Genomic DNA, 20,781 nt, shown 5'->3' on the forward strand with positions numbered 1-20,781 from the left:
CCAAGGTGGGCGGTTTCAGAATGTCTGCCCGTGGATGCTAGCCAGGTGCTCGACGATCGGTCCGACCGCCAGCGCCGGGAAGAAGGTGAGGCCACCGACGATCAGAATGACGCCGACCAGAAGCCCGACGAACAGCGGCCCGTCGGTCGGGAAGGTGCCGGCGGAGGCGGGCACCGTCTTCTTGGCGACCAGCGAACCGGCGATCGCCAGAGCCGGGATGATGACCAGGAAGCGGCCCATCAGCATGCCGATGCCGAGCGTGATGTTGTACCAGGGCGTGTTGCCGGTCAGGCCGCCAAAGGCCGAGCCGTTGTTGGCGGCAGCCGAGGTGTAGGCATAGAGAACCTCGGAGAAGCCGTGCGGGCCGGCATTGGCTATGGAAGCGACGCCTGTCGGCAGCACCACCGCGATGGCGGTGAAGATCAGCATCGCCAGCGGCAGGCAGAGAATGGCGAGCATCGCCATCTTGATCTCCTTGGCCTCGATCTTCTTGCCGAGATATTCGGGCGTGCGTCCGACCATCAGTCCGGCGACGAAGACGGCGATCACGATGTACATCAGGATGCCGTAGAGACCGGCGCCGACACCGCCGACAATGACCTCGCCGAGCTGCATGTTGATGATCGGGATCATGCCGCCAAGCGCGGTAAAGCTGTCATGCATGGCGTTGACGGCGCCGCAGGACGCGGCTGTGGTGATGACCGCAAACAGCGCCGACAAAGCGATGCCGAAGCGCGTTTCCTTGCCTTCCATGTTGCCGCCGTCGATGCCCAGCGCGTGAACCAGCGGATTGCCTGATGCTTCCGCCCAGTAGCAGACGGCGACGCCGGCGATGAACAGGACGGTCATCGAGGTCAAGATCGCCCAACCCTGGCCCTGGTTGCCATTCATGCGGCCGAAGACGTTGGTCAGCGCCGCACCGATGGCGAAGATCGACACCATCTGGATCAGGTTCGAGATCGCATCGGGATTTTCGAAAGGATGCGCGGCATTTGCGTTGAAGAAGCCGCCGCCATTGGTGCCGAGCATCTTGATGGCGATCTGCGAGGCTGCCGGCCCGACCGCGATCGTCTGCCGCGCGCCCTCCAATGTTGTGGCGTCGATATAGGCGCTGAGCGTCTGCGGTATGCCGAGATAGACATAGACCAGCGTCAGCACGATGCAGAGCGGCAACAGCAGGTAAAGGGTGCACCGGGTCATATCGACCCAGAAATTGCCGATCGATTTGCCGGAGGCCTTGGTGAAGCCGCGGATCAGCGCGATTGCGATGGCGATGCCGGTCGCCGCGGACAGGAAGTTCTGCACGGTGAGGCCGGCCATCTGCACGAGATAGGACATCGTGCTTTCGCCGCCGTAGTTCTGCCAGTTGGTGTTGGTCATGAAGCTGGCGGCGGTGTTGAAGGCGAGACCGGGTTCGACGGCGCTCATACCGGCCGGATTGTAAGGCAGGCTGCCTTGCAGCCGCTGCAGGAAATAAAGCACCAGGAAACCGGCCAGGTTGAAGAACAGCAAAGCCGCCGCATAGGTGGTCCAGTGCTGCTCCTCACGCTCGCTGGTTCCCGAGATGCGATAAAGGCTCCGCTCGACAGGGCCTAAAATCGGCGAGAGGAATATGCGGTCGCCGCTGAAAACGCGAAACATGTAGCCGCCGAGCGGCTTCACGAGCAAAACGACGATCCCGCAATAGACGAGGATCTGTATCCATCCGTTGAAAGTCATTGAAATAGCTTTCCGTGCCTTCGCCAGTTGCCGTTAGAAGCGTTCTGGGCGAACGAGGGCGTATGTCAGGTAGGCGAGAAGGAACAAAGTCACAGCGCCACCGAGGATATAGTCGACAAGCATGTTGCGATCCTTCCGCTTAAAGACTGTCGCAGGCTTTGATGAAGGCGAAAAACAGGGCGAAAAATAAAAACCCTATTCCGAGAACGATGATGTCCATCGGACTTGCTCCTTATTTTCGTTTTGCACTGCCTTGCCTGCAGCCGGCAGGGTTGAGGTCATGTGAAGACACTCGGTCGCGACGGCAATGGCGACCGAGATAAGTCCTTCCCGACGGGATATGGATCAAAACCCCATAAAGGTTCGAGCCGGGGCAAAGAGGAAAGAAATAAAAATCCTATAGGGATTTTGCCGTGATGATCTCAGCGCACGGCGTTTAAAGACAAGTCGCGCGCCGGCGCGAAGCTGCCGAAAATCAGCGATCGCGCGTATAGATCACGGCGTAGTCGTCCGCATACGCCCGCTTCCAGCCCAATTCATCGAAGAATGGAATGCGGCTATCGTCCGGCGTCAGCAAGGCCCAGTCTATCGCATGCTTCCCGAGCTGCGCTTCGAGGACAGGCTTTCCACCGCTGCGTCCTGTCTCGGCATCTGTCTTCATAAAGCCGTTGAGAAAGAGCTGATCTGTCCGGCCGTCGATGAATGTCTTGATTCCATGGAAAATCAAGCTGCCGCCAAAGTTGTAGGAATTCAGGACATTGCCTGACAGATGATGGCTTTCGACGAATGCAAGCGCATCCTTGGCCGAAGTCTTCTGACTCGGCGCGACCGGATAGGCGCTCGTGTGCATTGCGGTTGTAGCCACCAGCAAAACGCCTGCCACGCCGCAAATCTGGTAAAATCGCTCCGCGAAAAACCGTTCCAGCCCGTCGCGCCTGTCGGACATCCATTTCGCCAGGGAGAGCGCGGGATATTGCTCCGCAATCTCGGCCGCAAGCACGATCGGGACCAGCAGAAAGAACAGGTACATGAAGCGCAAATGGGTGAGATAGATATGCAAGGCAAAGACGATGAACAGCGCCTTCGCCCAGCCGATGCGAAGTCTCGACACAAGCAGCGCGAAAACGAACAGTAGGATACCCACCTCCTGGAACCGTTGATCCGAGGCGTCGAACGGTTTCCACTCGATAATCAAGGGAACCGCTTCATTGCCATAGGCTACGGTGAAAGTGGCAAGGATGGCCTTGATGCCATAGGGATTGATCAAGCTGACCACCGGGCAGAGCAGCCCGAAGGCAACCCATTTGCCAAGGAGTACGGGGTTGGACAGGCGGGTTCGCACAAGAACATCGAGGCCGGCGAAAGCCGCGATGACGAAGCCGATGGTAAAGGTCGCGTGGAGATTGGCCCACAGGACAAGCAGGGCAAGCAGCCAAAGAGGCGGTCCCTGCTCATTGCGCGCTGCGCGAAAAAGCATTGCGGTCCAGATCACGATGATGGGCAAGGTGAAGATGTGCGGACGCGCGGTGTAGATCGGGGAGATCATGGCCGCCCCGAACAAGGCCAGTCCCACTGCCGCCATCGGTCTCAACCAGGTGCTGAGATACCATGACAGCAGCGCGCCCATCAGGGCGATGGTTGAGATGATCAGCACCGCCACGCCGTTCCAGCCACCTGCCGTGTAGGCGAGCGCAAGGAGAACCTGTCCAAGCCATTCCTTGGCGATCCACGGGTGTCCGGCGAAAGTGTGAGAATAGCTGTCGACAACCGGGAACGTACGATTTGCCAGCAGATCGAGCCCAACCTTGACCTGCCACCAGCAGTCGGGGTCCTGCAGGATGGCCTGGGTGTGGGCGGAAAGCGCGAAGGCCACGAGAGGCGCGACGAGCAGGCAGAACATCACTCTGGCCCGCTGCGCGTCGTTGAGCGACGACGCGGTCGCAACGGTCGCTACGGTCGCCTGAATCCCGTTCATTTCATAGCTCCAGTCCGCTCTGCGGCAGATCGATTGGCGGTTTCAGCTTGTCGCTCATCCGAGGGCAGGGCGTCCGCTCAAACGGCAGGCTTGATCGCATGCACGAAATATTGGGCTCCCATAGGCATCCTGGTCAGGAAGCGCTCCAAGGGTCGCAATCTTGCGAGCACGCGTGGGAAAAAGATCCGGTAGACGACGTCGGATTTGGAGAAGCCGGCCGCAGCCATTCGCTTGCGCACATCACGGCTGTTGATCAGGATTGCGTTCGCGTCGAAAGCGCAGTTTCGCACCGCGTGCGTCGTCAGCGGATTCCAGGGATTGTGCTCGAACAAAAAGAAGCTGCCACCGCCCGTCAGCACTCTCTCGATCTCCTTGATCAGGGCGACATGGAGGTTTTCGGGGATGTGATGGAACACGCAGGCGGCGAAGGCGAGATCGAAACTCGCGTCGTCGTAAGGGATCGTTTCGCCGTCGAAGTGCCTGAAATCGGCCTGGCCGGGAAAGCGCGTGCGGGCGATGTCGAGCGACTGCGAGGAGGGGTCGAGCAAGGTGATTTCGCTGTCGGGAAATGCGGCGCGCATAGGTCCCAGCGCATTGCCGACACCCGCGCCGAAGTCGAGTATCCGCCGTGGCTTCACGCCTGAGCGGGCGAGCCTTGCCGCGACATCGTCGATCTTGTACTGCGCGAAGAAATCCGGGGTTTCGCCGCTCAGCCGGATACTTGCGGCATGCTGCTGCTGATACTCCAGCGCGAACTGGTCAAACTCGGCCTGAAGCACGCGCGGCTCCCTTCGTCAGTTCATGGGCCATTTCCTGAAGGTGATGGACCGGCAGCTTCCCGGCGGCAGGATCATGGGCAGCGATCTCGTTTATGAGGTAGAGCGGCCGTCGCTTGGTCTCCATATACATGCGCCCGAGATATTCCCCGAAAATCCCAAGGACCAGAAGCTGGACGCTGCCGAGGATCAGGACGATTGCCGCCAGGCTGGTCCAGCCGGGCAACACGCTGCCGGCGAACCATGAGAAGAGCGTGTAGCCGAGCGCAGCAAGCCCGAGAAAGCCGAAGATCATACCGAGATGCGAGGCGAACCGCAGGGGCACGATGGAAAAGCTCGTCATCGCATCCATTGCCAGAAGCACCATCTTCTTCAATGGGTAATGCGTGGTGCCTGCGAAGCGCTGGTGCCGCTCATAGGCAAAGGCCACCTGCTTGAGGCCGATCCAGCTCACCATGCCGCGAATGAAGCGGTAACGCTCGGGCATCGCATTGAGATGATCGAGCGCGCGGCGGTTCATCAGGCGAAAATCCCCGGAATCGAGCGCCATGTCGACGTCGACCATCTTGCGCAGCAGCCGGTAGAACAATGCGGCGGTTGCGCGCTTGAACCAGCCTTCGCCCTGGCGCTTCAGCCGCTGGCCATAGACGACGTCGAACCCCTCATCCATCTTTGCCATCATGGCTTTGAGCAATTCCGGCGGGTCCTGGAGGTCGGCATCGAGAATGAGAATGCGCTGGCCGCGGCAAAACTCCAGGCCGGCGCTGAGCGCAATCTGGTGGCCGTAATTTCGGGCGAGGTCTATGCCGACGACGTGGCTGTCCTGCTTGGCGAGTTCGAAAATGGCCTCGCGGGTGCCGTCGGTGGCTCCGTCGATGACCAGCACGATCTCGTAGGAAAGCCCCGCTTGTTCACGGCAAACGGCTGTGACGCGCCGGTAAAGTTCGGCGACCCCGCCGATTTCATTGTAGCACGGCACGACAACCGACAGCGCGACGGCGCGTCGCGCAGCGATTTTCTCTGTTTGCGCCAAAAGCCCAGCTCCCATGATTAGAACGGGAATAGGCCGAATTTGTTAGAAAATTGATAAGCCGCTCAGGATTGCCGGCCCGCGACGCCAGATAAGCGAAGCGTACGGATGGCCGGGCGCGTGCGACGGTGATGCGGGGATACGGCGAGGGCAGACGCTCCGCCAAATCGGCGGCTCAGCCTTCGGCCTTGAAGTTCTTCGCTTCCTTCTCGACCTTGGCGCGGTCCTTGCCGTGCTTGCGCATCAGATCCTTCGCCTGGTTGGGCGAAACGTCGGTGGTCTCGGCCAGGCGCAGGGCCTCCTTGTCGTCCGGTTCGCGTTTCTTCCGATCCGCCATTGTGGTCCGCTTGTCAGACATCACGACGCCTTTATGCTCTCGGCGATTTCGTTCAGCACCCTGCGATCGGTGCCGTGGCGCTTGATCAAGGTGCGTGCCTGTTTGGGAGTAATGCCGGCTTCCTCGGCGAGATGCCTCACCTCATAGTCTTCGTCGCCGGCAACTTGTGAGCGATCGCGGTTGTCGGTCTTGGTCTTGTCGTCGGGCATGGCAGTTCTCCTCGTTTCGACCTAGAGCATAACGACGGAGATTTCGTGAGGTTCCTTAATGCATGTCGCCCAAAAGTGCGCAGCGGTTTTGGGACAACGACATGCATAAACAACAGCAATGCATGTCGCCCAAAAGTGCGCAGCGGCTTGGGACAACGACATGCAAAAACAAGAACTAAAAGCGCGTCGCACGAATCTCTTCAGACGTGATGCGCTTTAGTGCCGGCCTTCGCGCACAAACACATGGGCTTCCTTGGCGGCGGCCGTGAATGCCCGCCGCGCACTGCCAACCGCCCGTCGCTGCTCCATCGCGTCCATCATGGCTTTCAAGGCCGCGCGATATTTCGGCCCGCGCTTTTCGTCTGGCCATTTGTCGACCAGCAGCGAGGCCGCCTGGACCGTCCTCGTCACAGAGAGAGGGCGGCCGACCCGTTCGCTCTCGATCGTCACCGGAACGTCGAATTGTTCATCACGCATTACCGCCACTCCTTGACTCCAAGGACAGCAACGGCGCAGCGGGACTATCCGTTCCGATGACGAATGGCGTGATCCATCCCGATCACAATTCATGGTTACTGAGTGGCTTACGTCGCCGCCCTAATGCATGTCGCGCAAAAGCATGCCCTCGGGCCCTGACCCGAGGGTGTGCAGCGGTTTTGCGATAACGACATGCATAAAACAGCAACCTGAAGCGCGTCGCATGAGGCCGATCAAACGCGACGCGCTTTAGTTCCGACAGTGCGCAAGCTGATTGGGCGCAGGGCGACATGCATTAGCGGGACCGATGGTCGAACACGACCCCCATGGTCCTACCAATTGCGGTCATCACGACAAGCTCGACCAGATGATCGTCGCTGTCCTCACAAGCCGGGGCTGCCCGGCGGATGGCGTCTATTGCGGCTCTGGTCGATATGGTGTCGCCAGCGCGAAATTTTGAAAGCGCAGATGAAACAAGTTCCTGGGCCGTCACGACAGGCACTCTCGAAACGATGTTCATCGGCCTCCTCCGCCATGAACCCCCCTCCGACGAGAATGATACGCCGAATGGCGGTTTCCGCCAGCGAAATAGTGGTCCGACCAGAGGCCAATCGGACCGGGGACAGTTGCCTTTTTGCAGGCTCAGCGCGACGCTGCCGACTTCGATTTCTCTCGGCTCCTCGCAGCTGGCTTGACCCTTATACGCATCGCTCCGCCCTCGGGATGATCGATCTCAAAGGCATTGGTCTTCCGCACGAGATCGCTCAGCTTGCGAAAGCCGAAGGTTCTCGGATCGAAGTCCGATGCCAGATTGGCGAGCTGATTGCCTACGATGCCGAGCGGCACCCAGCCGTCCTCGTTTCCCATCTGTGAAATGACCTTGGTGATGATCGGCGTCGCGGCGCTGGGCGGCTGCAAAGATTTCGTCGGCGCCGCATCCTGAGCGTTGGCTGGTGCGGTCGCAAGCAGGTTCTCGGTGTATACGAACCGGCGGCATGCCTGCCGGAAACTCTCCGGTGTCTTCTGCTCGCCAAACCCATACACGTCGATCCCGTGTTCCCTGATGCGAGCTGCAAGGCGGGTGAAATCGCTGTCGGACGACACCAGGCAGAAGCCTTCGAACCGCCCGCTGTGGAGAAGGTCCATCGCGTCGATGACGAGCGTGATGTCGGATGCGTTCTTGCCGGTGGTGTAGGCGAATTGCTGCTGCGGGATGATCGCATGCTTCGACAGCACATCGGCCCATGCCTTCGAACGGGTGCTGGAAAAATCGCCATAGATGCGACGAACGCTCGCCTCGCCGATCTTTGCGATTTCCTCGAACAACCCGTCGGCAATCTTGGCCGAGGCATTGTCTGCGTCGATCAGCACTGCAAGCCGTGGAGAACGTGGTTCGGTAGGCAAGGTGGGCTCCTTTTTGGCGTCGCACCAAATGACATATGGTGCAGCGGCACGATGCGAAACCTTTTTATCGAGATTCGACGAACGTCGGCTAGCTCTCCCGATACAAGATCATGCCTGCCTGGTGCAGAACGCCGTCAATGAACGTTCCGTCCGCGGTAAAGCCGGTGTCGTCCCAATAGTCGATGTGATTTCCTCGGATCTCATAGCGGCCCTGGTATGCGCTCTCACGGTTTCCGCGCGTTTCGTCATAGCGACCGTTTGGAAGCAAGTTGTGGCGGTGCGGATGTTGAGGCGGTGATAGCTATTCGAGCCCAAACGAAAACCCCGGCCGCTAGGCCGGGGTTTCCCTTGCGTCCCCAAAGGATCAGAACTTGTAGCTGACGCCGACCCTCACCGCGTGGGTGGTTAGGTCAACCGGCATATCGACATCCGGGAATCCCGGAGCCAAATTGCCCGAGGCTTCTCCGAAGTCTGTATACCGATACGCCAGTCGCGCGGTCCAATGTTCGTTGAAGGCCCACTCGCCGCCGGCACCGATCGTCCAGCCGTTGAGCGTATCCGAATAGTCCCCGCTGACAGGAAGCGGGAAGGGGCCGCCACCGAAGTCGAAATCGCCAATCGCCCAGCCGCCGGTAACATAGAGAAGCGCCTTATCGTATGCGTAGCCGAGCCTTGCGCGGATCGAGCCCTGCCAGTTCAATTCGCTGGTTCCAACAGATGTCAGTCCGGCTGTGTTTTCGAAGCTGCCATCCACGCTACCGCCTTCGAAATCACCCTCGACACCGTAGACAAAAGAACCGGATTGCCAATTGTACCCGACATGGACGCCACCAATGAAGCCATCGGGATCGGAATCGTCACTTGGCGCACCGTTGGAGTAGCTGTGATCTGCCTGCCCCCAGAGATAGCCGCCCTGAACACCGATATAAAGGCCGCTCCAGTCGTAGGCAACGGCCGCAGCCGGCGCGGGCTCGTAAACAATTGCATCGGCCGCGAAGGCCGGAACCGGAAGCAGGGCCAAGGCCGCACCGCTGAAAAGGAACGTAGTGGCAAACACGATTTTCTTCATGGACTGATGCCTGTGTTAAAAGGAAGTGACCAAGAATGGACTACCACAAAAGGTTGTGGCTTAACTGTAACTGCGGCGCAACACACGGAGGCAAATGCACCGTTCGGTTGTGGCGGTGATCCTGGTTCCTTTTTGCGCGCGTGACTCTTGCCGACTTCCTGACCGCCGAGGAGTCGCTGTATGTGAGTTGCAGCAGCGCGTGTGCGAAATGCGGCGGGAAGGAGGCAGGCGTTATCTGCACGCCAGGCGCGAGCAGTACGGTGACAGGTGCGCCGGGAGACCGGCTTCGCACCAATGACATATGGTGCAGCGGTAACGTTTTTGTCGAGACTCGACGAACGTCACTACTTCTCCCGATACAAGATCATACCGGCGTGATGCAGCACGCCGCCAATGAACGTTCCGTCAGCGGTAAAGCCGGTGTCGTCCCAATAGTCGATGTGATTTCCTCGGATCTCATAGCGCCCCTGGTACGCGCTCTCACGGCTTCCGCGCGCTTCGTCATAGCGACCGTTTGGAAGCAAGTCGTGGCGGATATGGCCATCGGCCGTGACCCACATCCCGACATAGGGATGGCTTGCCGAAGGTTGGGTAACTGTATTTTGCTCGACATTCATCCGGGCGTGACCTTTCTGCATGGGTAAGACGGCCGCCCCGGCAACAAGCACGGCAGCGGCAAGTATCGAAATCTGTTTCATGGACAGCTCCTCAGGGCTGTTTGCCGGGAGCGGCGCGACGCTCGGTGAACAGCTCGGAGAGCGCTTGCGATGCTGCGATCGCGCGGGGGAATCCGGCCGGAACCGTCACCATGTAGATGACTTCCTTCAGCTCTTCCTCGGACACGCCGATATTGAGCGCATAACCGGCATGAATTCTTATGAACGCAGTCTCGCCCATGGCTGCGAATACCGCGACGGCGGCGAGTTGGCGTGTGCGGTTGTCGAGCCCCGGACGGGACCGGACGTCGCCGAGCGCATAGCCTTGGGTTGCTCAGGCCAGAAACGGAAACTCCTGTCTCTGCGTTCCAGCGCAGGCTGCGGAGCGCCATTGTTCAGGCTCCTGACGACGGCATCGCCGCGTTGCAGTCGCTCTTCCATCGTCTGCGATTTGGCGGTTTGAGGGACCGCGCCGTGCAGCAACGCGACGGCAATCGCGCTATACGAGCTGTGAAAACGAAAATCCATTGTTGCCTCCCTACTTGCTGGCTGTCGGTCGTATGACGATCTCGTTCACGTCGACATCGTCCGGCTGTTCGAGGGCGAAGCGAACGGCACGGCCAATCGCGTCGGGCTGCAGCGCAATGGCGCGATAAGTCTTCATCGCTGCCGCCGCCACCGGATCGGTGATCGTGTCGGCGAGTTCGCTCTCGACCACGCCGGGATGGATGCACGTGACGCGGATGTTGTCGTGCTCCTGCCGCAAGCCATCGGAGATCGCGCGGACCGCGTGTTTGGTTGCGCAATAGACAGCGGCTGTCGGCGACACCGAAAGCGCGCCGATGGAGGCGATGTTGACAACGTGGCCGGAGCCTCGGGCCGTCATCTCCGGCAGCACCGCGGCAACGCCGTAGAGCACGCCCTTGATGTTGACGTCGACCATTCGGTCCCATTCATCGACTTTCATCGACGCCATCAGCGACAACGGCATGACGCCGGCATTATTGACGATCACGTCGACGCGTCCCCAGGCCCGGCGCGCCGCTTCGGCAAAGGCGGCGACATCGGCGCGGTCGGTCACGTCCAGGCGGCGTGTCATTGCCTCCCCGCCGTTTGCCCTGATCTCTTCTGCGAGCGTGTCCAGCCGATCGGTGCGGCGCGCACCGAGCATGACCTTTGCTCCGGCAGCACCGAGCTCCCGGCCGATGGCGGCGCCAATGCCGCTCGAAGCCCCGGTAATGAGCACAACTTTGTTGAGGGACATGTTTCGTCTCCGTCTGGTTGATCTTGCGAACCGCCATGCAGGCGGTTGCCACCAAGATGGATCTGTTCCACTGTTGCGATAAGACGACCATTTGTTCGCAGCATGGAAAGAACAGCTAACCAATGCAGCCGGATCTCAATGCGCTTGCGGTGTTCGCCCTCGTGGCCGAGGAGCGGAGCTTTCGCGCGGCTGCGGACCGCATGGGCGTCACCCGCTCGGCGGTGAGCCAGACGATGAAGCGCCTGGAAGAGACGCTCGGTATCGCTCTTGTCCAGCGCACGACGCGAAGCGTCAGCCTGACCGAGGCTGGCGAACGCCTCTACGCCGAGATAGCGCCCGCCATTGCCGACATGCGCGCCGCGATGGAGACCACCGGGGACCTGCGCGGGCGTCCGCGCGGGCAGTTGCGGCTCGCCGTCTCGTCGATCGCCGAGCGCTTTCTTTCAGGGCCATTCCTGGCGAGCTTTGCCGAAGCCCATCCGGAGGTTCAGATCGACATCACGGTGACGGACGAGGAATTCGACATCGTCGCCGAGGGATACGATGCCGGCGTCAGGCTCGGCGAAGTGGTCGAGCAGGACATGATCGCGGTGCCTGTCGCCGGTGACGAGCGGCAGCTGGCTGTCTGCGCGCCGGCCTATCGCGGTCGGTGCGGGGCCCCTTCGCATCCGAGGGAACTCGCCGGCCATCGCTGCATTGGCTGGCGCCGCGCACCGAAGGTCGCGCCCTATCGTTGGGAATTCGCCGAGAACGGCAAGGAGTTCAGCGTCGCCGTTGCGCCGGAGATCACGACCAACGACATGGCGTTGATGATAAAGCTGGCCATCGCCGGCGCCGGCGTCACCTTCGGCATGGAGGAGAGCTTTCGCCCGTGGATCGATCGGGGCGAGCTGGTGCCAGTTCTCGAGGACTATTGCCCGCGCTTTGCCGGCTTCTACCTCTATTATCCGAGCCGTCGCAACGTCGCGCCGAAGCTGCGCGCCCTTGTCGATCACCTACGGCGTCATGGCTAGCGTCTTTCGCCGGTATGGCGACCATGTCGATGTTGCAATTACATTAGCGTGAGTGCATGTTTTCGTCAGCCGGCGCAAGCCGGTCAGGCCCGGTGGCTGGCCGGTCACCCCCATAGGCTGCCGGGCCGCCAGCAACGGCTTGGGAGGACAAGATAGCCGAAAATCTCGGAACTCTTTTTCAAGACAGCGATCGTCTTTCTTATCTTGGGAATCGCAGCCGGCCTGCAGATGGCAATTTCAGGCAATCACGGTGCTTACCCGGCTCACGCACACATCAGTCTTCTGGGATGGGTCACAAGTGCAATATTCCGGGGGGTACTACGCCCTGAACCCGACAAAAGCCGCCCGCAGGATCGCGATGGTCCATTACGGCGTCTACAATCTTGGCCTGGTCGTGATGTTACCGGCTCTACGTGATGCTGCATGGAAATCCGGCCCTCGAGCCGATCGTCGCCACGGGCTCGATGATCGTCGCTGTCAGCGTGCTGATCTTTGCCTTCGTGGTCTTCTCCGTCGAAACGGCGCGCTCAGTCTCGGGAATACCTGCGGTTCCACACTGAACGGCGTCGGGACCTTGCTGAACCAAGCGCGCGCCTCTGGCGGAGGAAGCGGGCCGATCGGGGTTGTGGGCTGAGAGCGTCTGGCGCTTGCGCCATAATATTAGATAAGCCTAATGTAAATCATGGTTTAGATATGCCTAATATACATCATGGTCTGGCCGATTGAGCGGGCGCGGCGGCGCGCTCGGGTTGGGCGTGCTATTCATAGATATGTCGATCACGCAAAGGGAGGACGAAATGAGACTGGTTAAGTCATTTGCATTTGCTGCTGTGCTGGTTCTTTCCTCTGCATTGTCTGCGGCCGCCCAGTCGGCTCGCGAGGACATCGAAGCGGCGCTGACGAAATTCACGGACGCCTTCAACAGCGGAAACGCGGCGGCGGTGGGTCAATTGTATACGGAGGACGCTGCGGTGCTGCCGCCCGACGGCAAGCGCGTCGATGGCCGCAAGGGCGTGGAAGAATTCTGGCAGGGCGCGATCAAAGGCGGGATGAAGAATCTCACCCTGAAGGCAGTGGAAGTGGAAGAGAGCGCGAACCTCGCCTACGAAGTTGGCGCATTTACGCTCGATGTGCCGAGCAAAGACGGCGCCCTCTCCACCGTTGCAGGCAAGTACATCGTCGTCTGGAAAAAGGGCGACGACAGGACATGGCGCCTGCATCGGGACATCTGGAATTTAGGTGCGGCCCAATAGGGATTGATATCCAGGCCTCATTGACCGGCTTGGCGAAAGGTGCGGCAGGTTTTTTGCGTTGGAACAAAGGCTTAGAAAGTTCAGCTTCCGCGGCATTATTTCCTGTGCAGACATGCTGCAAGATCGGATCGTCCCTCCGATCAGCCCGCGTCCTCTTCCCCTCCACGGGGCGCGGGCTTTTTCTGCCTGTACGGGATAGCCAACGACCAGCCGGCGATCGGCGGCCTCAGGTCTGAAAGTTTGGTCATCATTGTGCCGGCAATGCCTTCGCGGCCTCGGTCAGGGTTGCCCGATCGTTGCCGTGCTTGCGGATCAGTTCGCGCACCTGCACCGGCCTGATGTTGTTCTGCAGAGCGAAAAAGTTCACCTCATAATCATCGTCCGCCGATATCTTGCTGCGGTCACGGAAGTCGCGTTTGGTTTTGTCGTCTGCCATATCGCACGTCCTTTTTTGAATTTCGTTATGTTAACTATGGCTAATATACGCCGGTGACCTAGACTAGGTTCCATGCGCAGGCGGGGAGGTGCCGGCACCGGCCGGCTAGAGTTCATACTTCCGATGGAGCCCCAACTGGTGGCCAAGCCGCCCGAGGGTGACAATTGGATTCATAAGATCAAGCTGGATGGCTACCGCTCCCAGGTCGTCATCAACAGCCCCGAAGATATTCGCGTCTTCACCAAAACCGGCAAGGACTGGACGCGCAAATATCTGGGCATTGTGGAAGCCGCGGGGGAGCTCGAGGTCGAGAACGCCATCATCGACGGCGAAGCGGTCATCACCGACAAGGCCGGAATGCCCGACTTCAACGCGCTCCAGAACGCCGTCCACAACAATCCCTATGGCATGTATCTCGTCGCATTCGACATCATGCATCTGAACGGCCATGATCTGCGTGACATCGGCTGCAAGGCGCGCCGCGAAATTCTCCACGGCATCATCAAGCCGAACAGCCGGATCCAGTTCAGCGAGGCCATGCCTGGTGACGCGAAGTCTGTCTTCTATCTCGTCGATCAGGTCGAGCTTGAGGGAATTGTCTCGAAGCGCCCCGACAGCAAATATCGCAGCGGCCCGACCTCGAACTGGCTGAAGACCAAGAGCTTCACGGTCGACGAATTCGAACTGCTGGGCGTCGAGCGCGAGCCTTGCAAGGCGGCCTTCGCCCTTTTGGCGCAGCCCGGCACCGGGAAATATGTCGGTTCCGCCCTCATCAGCCTGGGCCGCGACATGAAGGAGCGGCTGTTGAAGCGGGTTCGGGACCACGCCAGGCCGCCGCCAGAGGCCATGAAAAAGCGGCCGGCGACGCAATGGGTCGCTCCTGGCGTCAAGCTGCGCATCAAGCATCTCCGCGGCGATCACAGCCACATACGCCATGCCTCGCTGCTTGGTTTCGGTGACGAGGAGTAGCGTCGTTTGGACACCGGCTTAGCCGCTCGACCGTCTCGATGATAGCCTTGGCACGCGGCGCTACCGAGCGGATGAAGAGACGGCGACACAGGGGTCAAGCCGGGGATGATCGGCCATGATGCGACTTTTGGCAGGGACTTCGTCGAGGCCGCGTTTTCCTCCATTTAAAAGGCCGGGCTATAAGCCGCACAAGTTTTAACCAGTAGCAGGTTAATTCAGATCGGCATGCCTCGCTGCAGGATTTTTGGGATGAAGACTAGAACGCCGTTTGTGTCTCGAAGACGCGACAACGCAAAGTTCACCGGCCCGGCCAAACGCCCACTATTTGACAAGCTCGGGTAGATCAGCTCCCACTGGATTCAAGCCGCCGCATCGCCGAGCTACTGCCAGCGACGCGGGTTGACGCCCGATCGGGCCGTTTCTCTCATGGCGCACCGCAAAAAGCCGCCAGCCGAAGCCAGCGGGAGGGTCTACTGGAGTCGCCAGAGTGCTGGCAGATTGCAAACGGTCCAATCCGCCTTTTGTTTCAGGATTGCTAAAACGGCCTTGAAGCTTCGTCCACATGCGACGCCGGCCATCTTCACAGGCAACTTTATGCAACCTTCAGGTTAATCACCCGCATCACAGCGACCACCGTTCCGTTGTTCGTCGCCGCCTCCTTCGTGCTACCCTTGCCGCAGCTCCACACGTCGCCTTCCTTGGCCGTGAACTGCATTTCCCCGGCCGTGACTTGCAGCTCGCCTTCAGTGACCGTGCAGACCATGTCGTCAGCCATAACATCACCCAGCGGACTAGTTCCCTTTGGCTGATACACTACGTCTTCCATGGCGATTTTCTTGTACCCCTTGATATGGGAGTCCCGTGTTCCCAGTTCGACGAGTCGAACGCCGGGAAAAATCTCTTTGCCATCAGTCGGACCGTAGGTCTTGGCCGCTACCGAAGTGGGCTTTGCGACCAGTAGCGGGGCCGCCAACGAGGTGGCACCAAGGGCAAGAGCATTACGTCGATTCATCTTCATAACATCCTCCCTGAGTTTAGTCCGCCCAACCGGGGCGAACCTGATATTATACGCGCCCGTGCAGCCAAATAGTCAAAACACAATTGAGCAGGCCGATGCCGCCTCCTCACTCGGTACGCCGCCCCCTTTTGGACTCTTCCTCACGCCGGTCGCATTCTCTCCTCGGGAGCTAGGGGACGTGGACATATCTCGCTACGACAATCGGTCAGAGAAGTGGCGGCGGCGTACCGGCGCGAAGCGTCGATCCCGAGAAGGAACCAGAGCGGCATTCAGGGCGTGGGAGACGCATCTCGCCCGCGCACGCTGGATGACGACGCACGGCTATAAATATCTCCTGGCGGGTGTTGCGCCGCACTGACGCTCCACAGACCTCAGGCGGCAGGAACTGGCGCCGCCCGGCGGCTTTCCATCTGCTCGAACGATGCGCTGTCTTCATGGAACACGTCAATATTGAAGCCGGCGGGGCTTGACCCCAACCTGGACTATCTTCCATTGCCCGCTGGCTTCGGCTAGCGGGCTTTTTTGCGTCTCTTGAACGGGGCAAGGCTGCATTCGCCCTGCTGGCTGAGCCAGGCACCGGGGAGTATGTCGGTTCGGCCTTCATCACCCTTGGTCGCGACATGAAGGATCGCCTCTGGAAGCGTGTTCAGGAGCAGGCTGGCCCGCCGCCCGAGGGCATAAAGAAACGGCCGCGACGCAGCGGGTCAAGCCTGGGATGAAGCTGCGCGTCAGGCATCTTCGTGGCGACCACAGCCACATACGCCATGCATCACTGCTGGGTTTCGGGGATGAGGACTAGAGAGCCGGCCGGGGCAGGCCATTGCGGAGGATGGGAGTCTGCCGGCGCCACTGCAAATAGCGTATCGAAGCGGACTGGGATGGATTTCCCCGTCCCTTTCTCGGGCGCGGATTGCGCCTCGCGATCCGACGCGCGAGGCGGACCTAACCGGCCAGCGCCATGCCGATGGCTATCCCCAGCCCGATAGCAACGCCTGTGAAGAGCTTCGCCGAGATCGAGGACAAAGGCGCTGATCAGCGCCCGCACGTCTGTACGGGGCTCTCTGAGGGCTCGGAAAAGGTCATCAAACACCGTGTCCATAGGGCGATTCTAGATCGGAACGCGGCGAATGTGAATCCCATCTTCCTGGTGTTATCGCACCAGTGCTGAGCGATTGCTAATTTAAGCCGGCCCAAACGCGCGCTGGCGACGCGCACGCCGCGCTATATCGGCGCCATGAGCACACGTGCTGCTGTAGCCCGTTCAAAAGCGCGACCGTCGGTTGATTGCCAAACCTTATGTTAGTGCGTCTAATCTGCCGTCCACATTGGGGTTTTCAAAATGCCGCACGTGCCCGCGCATGCCGATGATCTTGTCGTTGATTTTCTGGAAGCCGCGAGATGTCTCGAGAAGCTGACGCCGGATGAGATAAGGGGGTTCTGCGAGATGCTGCCGCCGTCCTTTGCGAACTGGTTAACCCCGACTGTCCGCCCGAAGCTCGGGAAGCAGGCTGTCAACGAAGCCCAAGCGGCAGACGGCGCGCTCTGCGACTTGTGCGGAAATGATTGACATCGCGGCAAACGCAGTGGGCTAGGACAGAAGCCCCGCCAGACCGGCGAGGGCGGTGACGCGCCAACATTTGCGGTCGAGCGTTCGCAATAGGTGCGGACTGCCCAAAGTATCAAAATGTCGTGCAGTTCACGGTGTTACCGAAGCGGTTGCAAGTCGTCGTTTTTGGCTGACTGTTTTGCATGTTTGTAAACGCCGCATTTGCTCTAGCGGATGCCCTGCCGCGAGACGAAATGGACTCGTTTTGGATGCATTGGGCCATGGCTGGGGTTCCTGGCTCGAAGCCGTAGGAGACACATCGGTTCCGGAAATAGGTTGCCTGTTCCGCCTGCGGTGTGGTGGCAAACCAAGCCGGTGAGCCAGGCATACCTAAGCCCGAACCGGAGCAGCCGCTTAAAAGGATGGTCGCGGTCCCTGCCGCCGCGAAAATGTAGCGTTTGCGCATGGTGATTTCCCCCTGCGCACAGTGAACTTCAAAAGCTTCGCCCCCGCAAGAGGCGCCCCTGACAGGACCCGTCGAAGGATGATGCGCTGTCCGCAGCAAATACCATGCACTCGTTTACTTTGACGCAAACGCAAACAGTCATGGCTATTTCCCCCACCGCGTAGAGGGAAGCTTCCGATTCCTAAGCAAAGTCAACAAAAGGGGGCTGGCGGCACGATGGCCGAGCTTCATCGTTTGTGGACGTTAGGAACGGAGTTAGGAACAAAAAGGCCGCAACTCACAAAGCGCAACGACAACAAATACTTAACTGGATATCTGATATCTGGCGGAGAGAGCGGGATTCGAACCCGCGTTACGGTTTCCCGTAAACACACTTTCCAGGCGTGCGCCTTCAACCACTCGGCCACCTCTCCGTCTTAGCATTTTCGCCACGGCCGGTTCACCGCGCGGGTTGGGGGCTCCCTTGGGGATTGCGGTCCGGAACTCCGCACCGTGGGCGCCGTCAACCAGCGGACACCCTTTCCCTGCACCTGAGCCGTCAAAGCAACAGGTGCGGGGCTCATCTAGTCGATCCGGTGTCGAATGCCAAGACATAACGGCACTCTATTCGCTTTGTCGGACAGCGATGCTCTGTCCATGTCACCAGCGCTGCCTTGGTAGCCGATCGCCGCGATCGGCGGCGGCGTCCTAGCCGACGGGCGCCTCAGCGGCGCAAACCGGCGGCGTCGGTTCAACTTCGCGTGTCGCGATTGCGGATAAAGCGCGCAGATCCTATTTATCAGGCCGATACAGACATCTGATAAGCTTCCGGGGAGGTAAGGTCTGGGTGTTCCGCTTCGTCTTCCGTCTCGCGGCATTGGTTGCGCTTTCGGTTTCCGTCATCATGGCGGTGATCGACGCGACACGCTCGGTGGCGGCCTCCGCGCTGGTCATGACCCCGCTCAACACGAGCTGGCTCGCCGTCTCGCCGGATACGCGAAGCGCCTTCGAAAGCTTCGTCCGCGACAGGCTTGGTCCGCTGCTGTGGGACGGCGCCATCGCCTGGGTGCTCAACCAGCCCGGTTTCGCCGTGTTTGCGGTGGTTGCCTTCATTCTCTACTTGATCGGCTACAGGCGGGAGCGGCCGACCGGGCGCTTCGCCTAGACTTGATGATTTGTTGTTGATGACCTTCTGGCGTCCCCAAAACAAAGAGAAAGCCCCAAACAAAGAGAAAGGGAGACCGCACATGTTTCTCAGCGACATGCTGAACAAGAAACTCAATCTGCCGAAGCCTGCCGAGGCGCTGCCGGGTCGGGCCAAGCCTATCCCGACGGCATCCAAGCACTTTGTCTCGAAGCGGCCGCTCAAGGGGCCGTATCCCGAGGGGCTGGAGACGGCGATGTTCGGGCTGGGCTGCTTCTGGGGCGCCGAACGCCTGTTCTGGCAGGTCGAGGGTGTCTGGGTCACGGCCGTCGGCTATGCCGGCGGCGTCACCCCCAACCCGACTTACCAGGAAACCTGCACCGGCCTTACCGGCCATGCCGAAGTCGTGCTCGTCGTTTACGACCCGAAGATCGTGTCCTATGCACAGCTTCTGAAGCTGTTCTGGGAAAGCCACGACCCGACGCAGGGCATGCGCCAGGGCAACGATGTCGGCACCACCTACCGCTCGGCGATCTACACGTTCGGCGATGCGCAGTACCAGGCGGCGATCGCCTCGCGCGATGCCTATGAGGCCTCGTTGCACGGCGCCGGCCGCGGCAAGATCACCACCGAGATCGCCCCGGCGCCGGAATTCTATTTCGCCGAGGAAGACCACCAGCAATATCTGGCGAAGAATCCCTACGGTTATTGCAATCTGCAGGGCACCGGCGTCGCCTGCGCCATCCCGGCTGCCGTCTCCGCCTGAGGCCTTTGGCGAGACGATGATCGGTGGCGCCGGGATGCGGCGCCACGCTTTCCAAAAGGTCAAAATTCCGCGTGAATTTTGTTTCGGGCCGTGCCAGATTGGCCCGAAGCGGGAGGAAGACACTCCTGTCTGATGTCGCATGCCTGCCGGAGAACCGGGCAGGCAGGCGGTGCATAACGGAAAAAATAACCGACAGGGTGTGGATCACATGAAACGTATCGTTCTCGGCCTCCTGGCCGCAACTGCGATGGTTCTTCCGGCCTTCGCCGCGGACATTCAGCCCGCACTTCTCTACGATCTCGGCGGCAAGTTCGACAAGTCGTTCAACGAGGCGTCCTATGAAGGCGCCGAAAAGTTCAAGACCGAAACCGGCATCGCTTATGTGGAATTCGAGGTCAGCAACGCGACCCAGCGCGAGCAGGCGCTGCGCCGTTTCGCCGAGGATGGCCGCAACCCGATCGTCATGGCGGGCTTTTCCTGGGCGGACGCGCTGGAGAAGATCGCTGTCGAGTTTCCCGAGACCAAATTCGCCATCATCGACATGGTCGTCGACAAGCCCAATGTCCGCTCCCTTGTCTACAAGGAGCAGGAAGGGTCCTACCTCGTCGGCGTGATGGCGGCGATGGCCTCGAAGTCGAAGAAGGTCGGCTTCATCGGCGGCATGGACATTCCGCTGATCCGCCGATTCGGCTGCGGCTATGTCGGCGGCGCCAAGGCGGCCGGCGCGACCGATGTCATCCAGAACATGACCGGCGACACGCCGGCAGCCTGGAACGATCCGGCCAAGGGCGGCGAGATCGCCAAGACGCAGATCGACCAGGGCGCCGATGTGATCTACGCGGCGGCGGGCGGCACCGGTGTTGGCGTGCTGCAGGCAGCGGCGGACGCCGGCAAGCTCGGCATCGGCGTCGATTCCAACCAGAACGGCCTGCAGCCGGGCAAGGTGCTGACCTCCATGGTCAAGCGCGTCGACGTTGCCGTCTACAACACCTTCATGGACGCCAAGGACGACAAGTTCACCGCCGGCATCAACGATCTCGGCCTCAAGGAAGGCGGTGTCGACTACGCCATGGACGACAATAACAAGGCGCTTGTCGACGACGCGATGAAAGCGGCGGTTGAAAAGGCCAAGGCTGACATCATTGCCGGTACTATCAAGGTGCACGACTACATGTCGGACAATTCCTGCCCCTATTGATCGCGGGCTATCGCATTTGGATTCTTGCGAAGGTGCACCCCCACCCTAACCCTCCCCACAGTGGGAGGGAACGCTGC

General features: G+C 60.2%; 23 protein-coding genes, 1 tRNA gene and 3 pseudogenes. 8 read left to right on the forward strand and 19 right to left on the reverse strand.

From position 1 onward, the window contains the following. Window positions 1-15 precede the first annotated feature (15 nt). The 15 genes and pseudogenes from kdpA to AC0L14_RS31815 form a co-directional block, all read right to left on the reverse strand. Complete coding sequence (kdpA, locus tag AC0L14_RS31745; protein ID WP_473751869.1) at window positions 16-1,719, reverse strand: potassium-transporting ATPase subunit KdpA; 1,704 nt, start codon at window positions 1,717-1,719, stop codon at window positions 16-18. 33 nt (window positions 1,720-1,752) lie between these two features. After that, complete coding sequence (locus AC0L14_RS31750; protein WP_036266998.1) at window positions 1,753-1,842, reverse strand: K(+)-transporting ATPase subunit F; 90 nt, start codon at window positions 1,840-1,842, stop codon at window positions 1,753-1,755. A gap of 352 nt (window positions 1,843-2,194) precedes the next feature. Then, window positions 2,195-3,694: a hypothetical protein gene (locus AC0L14_RS31755; RefSeq protein ID WP_473527299.1), complete on the reverse strand. Its 1,500-nt coding sequence runs from the start codon at window positions 3,692-3,694 to the stop codon at window positions 2,195-2,197. A 77-nt stretch (window positions 3,695-3,771) separates the two neighbouring features. Beyond that, entirely contained in the window at window positions 3,772-4,473 is a 702-nt protein-coding gene (locus AC0L14_RS31760; protein WP_473488014.1) for a class I SAM-dependent methyltransferase, read from the reverse strand. Continuing rightward, window positions 4,454-5,503 (reverse strand): glycosyltransferase family 2 protein, encoded by a 1,050-nt coding sequence (locus tag AC0L14_RS31765; protein ID WP_473488013.1) that lies wholly within the window; start codon window positions 5,501-5,503, stop codon window positions 4,454-4,456. Before AC0L14_RS31765 ends, AC0L14_RS31760 begins: the two co-directional genes overlap by 20 nt. A 172-nt stretch (window positions 5,504-5,675) precedes the next feature. Beyond that, entirely contained in the window at window positions 5,676-5,858 is a 183-nt protein-coding gene (locus AC0L14_RS31770) for a hypothetical protein (protein ID WP_165848837.1), read from the reverse strand. Further along, window positions 5,858-6,046, reverse strand: a complete 189-nt coding sequence (locus tag AC0L14_RS31775; RefSeq protein ID WP_473373169.1) for a DUF3606 domain-containing protein — start codon at window positions 6,044-6,046, stop codon at window positions 5,858-5,860. The genes AC0L14_RS31770 and AC0L14_RS31775 overlap by 1 nt, the downstream gene beginning before the upstream one ends. 216 nt (window positions 6,047-6,262) lie before the next feature. Then, window positions 6,263-6,523 (reverse strand): DUF982 domain-containing protein, encoded by a 261-nt coding sequence (locus tag AC0L14_RS31780; protein WP_352965393.1) that lies wholly within the window; start codon window positions 6,521-6,523, stop codon window positions 6,263-6,265. 295 nt (window positions 6,524-6,818) lie between these two features. Continuing rightward, the gene (locus AC0L14_RS31785; protein ID WP_473488012.1) at window positions 6,819-7,043 is read right to left on the reverse strand and encodes a hypothetical protein; all 225 of its coding nucleotides are present in this window, start codon (window positions 7,041-7,043) and stop codon (window positions 6,819-6,821) included. A 122-nt stretch (window positions 7,044-7,165) separates the two neighbouring features. Continuing rightward, window positions 7,166-7,927, reverse strand: coding sequence for an NYN domain-containing protein (locus tag AC0L14_RS31790; protein WP_473488011.1), 762 nt, complete (start codon window positions 7,925-7,927; stop codon window positions 7,166-7,168). A gap of 88 nt (window positions 7,928-8,015) precedes the next feature. Then, window positions 8,016-8,204 (reverse strand): annotated as a pseudogene (locus AC0L14_RS31795) (Atu4866 domain-containing protein); the annotation flags it as partial. A gap of 87 nt (window positions 8,205-8,291) precedes the next feature. Next, window positions 8,292-8,996 carry an outer membrane protein gene (locus AC0L14_RS31800; protein ID WP_473488010.1) on the reverse strand — a complete coding sequence of 235 codons (705 nt, stop codon included), beginning with the start codon at window positions 8,994-8,996 and terminating at the stop codon, window positions 8,292-8,294. Between the two features lie 344 nt (window positions 8,997-9,340). Continuing rightward, the gene (locus AC0L14_RS31805) at window positions 9,341-9,634 is read right to left on the reverse strand and encodes an Atu4866 domain-containing protein (RefSeq protein ID WP_473488052.1); all 294 of its coding nucleotides are present in this window, start codon (window positions 9,632-9,634) and stop codon (window positions 9,341-9,343) included. A gap of 70 nt (window positions 9,635-9,704) precedes the next feature. Continuing rightward, window positions 9,705-10,093, reverse strand: a pseudogene (locus tag AC0L14_RS31810) (carboxymuconolactone decarboxylase family protein). A 97-nt stretch (window positions 10,094-10,190) separates the two neighbouring features. Continuing rightward, window positions 10,191-10,916, reverse strand: coding sequence for an SDR family oxidoreductase (locus AC0L14_RS31815; RefSeq protein WP_473527297.1), 726 nt, complete (start codon window positions 10,914-10,916; stop codon window positions 10,191-10,193). Window positions 10,917-11,038: 122 nt separating this feature from the next. On the opposite strand from AC0L14_RS31815, the gene AC0L14_RS31820 reads away from it, so the two are divergent. From AC0L14_RS31820 to AC0L14_RS31830, 3 genes and pseudogenes are all read left to right on the forward strand, one after another. Further along, window positions 11,039-11,929 (forward strand): LysR family transcriptional regulator, encoded by an 891-nt coding sequence (locus AC0L14_RS31820; RefSeq protein WP_473527296.1) that lies wholly within the window; start codon window positions 11,039-11,041, stop codon window positions 11,927-11,929. 162 nt (window positions 11,930-12,091) lie between these two features. Then, window positions 12,092-12,489: pseudogene (locus tag AC0L14_RS31825) on the forward strand (hypothetical protein). Between the two features lie 237 nt (window positions 12,490-12,726). Next, window positions 12,727-13,182: a YybH family protein gene (locus AC0L14_RS31830; RefSeq protein WP_473751873.1), complete on the forward strand. Its 456-nt coding sequence runs from the start codon at window positions 12,727-12,729 to the stop codon at window positions 13,180-13,182. A 247-nt stretch (window positions 13,183-13,429) separates the two neighbouring features. Here AC0L14_RS31830 and AC0L14_RS31835 read toward each other — a convergent pair whose 3' ends face one another. Beyond that, a complete protein-coding gene (locus tag AC0L14_RS31835; RefSeq protein ID WP_473527295.1) occupies window positions 13,430-13,618 on the reverse strand; it encodes a DUF3606 domain-containing protein in 189 nt (62 codons plus the stop codon). 138 nt (window positions 13,619-13,756) lie between these two features. On the opposite strand from AC0L14_RS31835, the gene AC0L14_RS31840 reads away from it, so the two are divergent. Continuing rightward, entirely contained in the window at window positions 13,757-14,587 is an 831-nt protein-coding gene (locus tag AC0L14_RS31840) for an ATP-dependent DNA ligase (protein WP_473751875.1), read from the forward strand. A gap of 592 nt (window positions 14,588-15,179) precedes the next feature. Here the strand turns inward: AC0L14_RS31840 and AC0L14_RS31845 are convergent. Continuing rightward, window positions 15,180-15,605 (reverse strand): hypothetical protein, encoded by a 426-nt coding sequence (locus AC0L14_RS31845; protein WP_473488005.1) that lies wholly within the window; start codon window positions 15,603-15,605, stop codon window positions 15,180-15,182. 1,339 nt (window positions 15,606-16,944) lie between these two features. Here AC0L14_RS31845 and AC0L14_RS31850 point away from each other — a divergent pair. Beyond that, window positions 16,945-17,172 (forward strand): hypothetical protein, encoded by a 228-nt coding sequence (locus tag AC0L14_RS31850; RefSeq protein WP_473751877.1) that lies wholly within the window; start codon window positions 16,945-16,947, stop codon window positions 17,170-17,172. Between the two features lie 112 nt (window positions 17,173-17,284). On the opposite strand, the gene AC0L14_RS31855 is transcribed toward AC0L14_RS31850, so the two are convergent. Both AC0L14_RS31855 and AC0L14_RS31860 read right to left on the reverse strand, forming a co-directional pair. Further along, window positions 17,285-17,617, reverse strand: a complete 333-nt coding sequence (locus AC0L14_RS31855; protein ID WP_473488003.1) for a hypothetical protein — start codon at window positions 17,615-17,617, stop codon at window positions 17,285-17,287. A 323-nt stretch (window positions 17,618-17,940) separates the two neighbouring features. After that, window positions 17,941-18,030, reverse strand: a tRNA-Ser gene (locus AC0L14_RS31860). 413 nt (window positions 18,031-18,443) lie between these two features. Here AC0L14_RS31860 and AC0L14_RS31865 point away from each other — a divergent pair. The 3 genes from AC0L14_RS31865 (at window position 18,444) to AC0L14_RS31875 (ending at window position 20,704) form a co-directional block, all read left to right on the forward strand. Continuing rightward, window positions 18,444-18,761 (forward strand): hypothetical protein, encoded by a 318-nt coding sequence (locus tag AC0L14_RS31865; protein ID WP_473527293.1) that lies wholly within the window; start codon window positions 18,444-18,446, stop codon window positions 18,759-18,761. Window positions 18,762-18,843: 82 nt separating this feature from the next. After that, the gene (gene msrA / locus AC0L14_RS31870) at window positions 18,844-19,506 is read left to right on the forward strand and encodes a peptide-methionine (S)-S-oxide reductase MsrA (RefSeq protein WP_473527292.1); all 663 of its coding nucleotides are present in this window, start codon (window positions 18,844-18,846) and stop codon (window positions 19,504-19,506) included. A 208-nt stretch (window positions 19,507-19,714) separates the two neighbouring features. Continuing rightward, on the forward strand, window positions 19,715-20,704 hold the full coding sequence (locus AC0L14_RS31875; RefSeq protein WP_473527291.1) for a BMP family lipoprotein: 990 nt from the start codon (window positions 19,715-19,717) through the stop codon (window positions 20,702-20,704). The last annotated feature ends 77 nt before the right edge of the window (window positions 20,705-20,781 follow it).

Source organism: Mesorhizobium sp. WSM4841 (assembly GCF_055811515.1).

Excerpts from the sequence above, each read along its gene's own strand:
- AC0L14_RS31800 (WP_473488010.1), bottom strand. The coding sequence starts at position 8,996 with ATGAAGAAAATCGTGTTTGCCACTACGTTCCTTTTCAGCGGTGCGGCC.
- AC0L14_RS31770 (WP_165848837.1), bottom strand. The coding sequence starts at position 5,858 with ATGTCTGACAAGCGGACCACAATGGCGGATCGGAAGAAACGCGAACCG.
- AC0L14_RS31755 (WP_473527299.1), bottom strand. The coding sequence starts at position 3,694 with ATGAACGGGATTCAGGCGACCGTAGCGACCGTTGCGACCGCGTCGTCG.
- AC0L14_RS31835 (WP_473527295.1), bottom strand. The coding sequence starts at position 13,618 with ATGGCAGACGACAAAACCAAACGCGACTTCCGTGACCGCAGCAAGATA.
- AC0L14_RS31785 (WP_473488012.1), bottom strand. The coding sequence starts at position 7,043 with ATGAACATCGTTTCGAGAGTGCCTGTCGTGACGGCCCAGGAACTTGTT.
- AC0L14_RS31805 (WP_473488052.1), bottom strand. The coding sequence starts at position 9,634 with ATGCAGAAAGGTCACGCCCGGATGAATGTCGAGCAAAATACAGTTACC.
- AC0L14_RS31850 (WP_473751877.1), top strand. The coding sequence starts at position 16,945 with ATGCCGCACGTGCCCGCGCATGCCGATGATCTTGTCGTTGATTTTCTG.
- AC0L14_RS31820 (WP_473527296.1), top strand. The coding sequence starts at position 11,039 with ATGCAGCCGGATCTCAATGCGCTTGCGGTGTTCGCCCTCGTGGCCGAG.
- AC0L14_RS31815 (WP_473527297.1), bottom strand. The coding sequence starts at position 10,916 with ATGTCCCTCAACAAAGTTGTGCTCATTACCGGGGCTTCGAGCGGCATT.
- AC0L14_RS31830 (WP_473751873.1), top strand. The coding sequence starts at position 12,727 with ATGAGACTGGTTAAGTCATTTGCATTTGCTGCTGTGCTGGTTCTTTCC.
- msrA (WP_473527292.1), top strand. The coding sequence starts at position 18,844 with ATGTTTCTCAGCGACATGCTGAACAAGAAACTCAATCTGCCGAAGCCT.
- AC0L14_RS31845 (WP_473488005.1), bottom strand. The coding sequence starts at position 15,605 with ATGAAGATGAATCGACGTAATGCTCTTGCCCTTGGTGCCACCTCGTTG.
- AC0L14_RS31855 (WP_473488003.1), bottom strand. The coding sequence starts at position 17,617 with ATGCGCAAACGCTACATTTTCGCGGCGGCAGGGACCGCGACCATCCTT.
- kdpA (WP_473751869.1), bottom strand. The coding sequence starts at position 1,719 with ATGACTTTCAACGGATGGATACAGATCCTCGTCTATTGCGGGATCGTC.
- AC0L14_RS31750 (WP_036266998.1), bottom strand. The coding sequence starts at position 1,842 with ATGCTTGTCGACTATATCCTCGGTGGCGCTGTGACTTTGTTCCTTCTC.
- AC0L14_RS31775 (WP_473373169.1), bottom strand. The coding sequence starts at position 6,046 with ATGCCCGACGACAAGACCAAGACCGACAACCGCGATCGCTCACAAGTT.
- AC0L14_RS31875 (WP_473527291.1), top strand. The coding sequence starts at position 19,715 with ATGAAACGTATCGTTCTCGGCCTCCTGGCCGCAACTGCGATGGTTCTT.
- AC0L14_RS31780 (WP_352965393.1), bottom strand. The coding sequence starts at position 6,523 with ATGCGTGATGAACAATTCGACGTTCCGGTGACGATCGAGAGCGAACGG.